The sequence below is a fragment of the Neptunicoccus cionae genome (assembly GCF_014643735.1).
GTDB classification, from domain to species: domain Bacteria; phylum Pseudomonadota; class Alphaproteobacteria; order Rhodobacterales; family Rhodobacteraceae; genus Amylibacter; species Amylibacter cionae.
On record NZ_BMKA01000028.1, the window covers coordinates 1 to 539 of the forward strand.

General features: G+C 54.5%; 1 protein-coding gene. It reads right to left on the bottom strand.

The genetic code is table 11. The annotated features are described in order from the left end of the window. Positions 1 to 539, bottom strand: a 539-nt coding sequence (locus tag IEX10_RS19880; RefSeq protein ID WP_188679042.1) for a transposase, incomplete at both ends; no start/stop codon positions are given.

The window sequence follows — 539 nt, forward strand, 5'->3', positions numbered from 1 at the left end:
TTGACCGGTGTCGACGCCCCAAACGCTTTGTCATCGAGAACGTCAAGATATTCTCTGACAGCCCGTGGCGCATCGTCCGGGTCGATAGCAGAAACGTCCCATTCCGCTTGGGCAGTTGAGTTCATTCTGTCGACATCTGCTTCGATCAAGCTGGCATCAACAGCAAATCCATGACCACCGACCAGACCTTCTGAGATACAGCGTGCGACGGTGGCTTCGAACACAGAACGCAGCAAATCACTGTCGCGGAATTTGCCATGACGATATTTAGAGAACGTGCTGTGATCGGGCACCTTTTGGTTCAAGCCGAGGCGACAGAACCAGCGATAGGCCAGGTTCAAATGAACTTCGTCGCAAAGCCGCCGTTCTGACCGGATGCCCATAACATATCCGACCACCAACATCCGTACGATCAGCTCAGGATCAATCGAGGGGCGTCCGAGGTGGCGGTAATAATGCCTCAACTGCTGGCGGATTGTGCCGACGTCCAGAAACCGGTCAATCTCGCGCAGCATATGATCTGACGGGACATGCGCCTC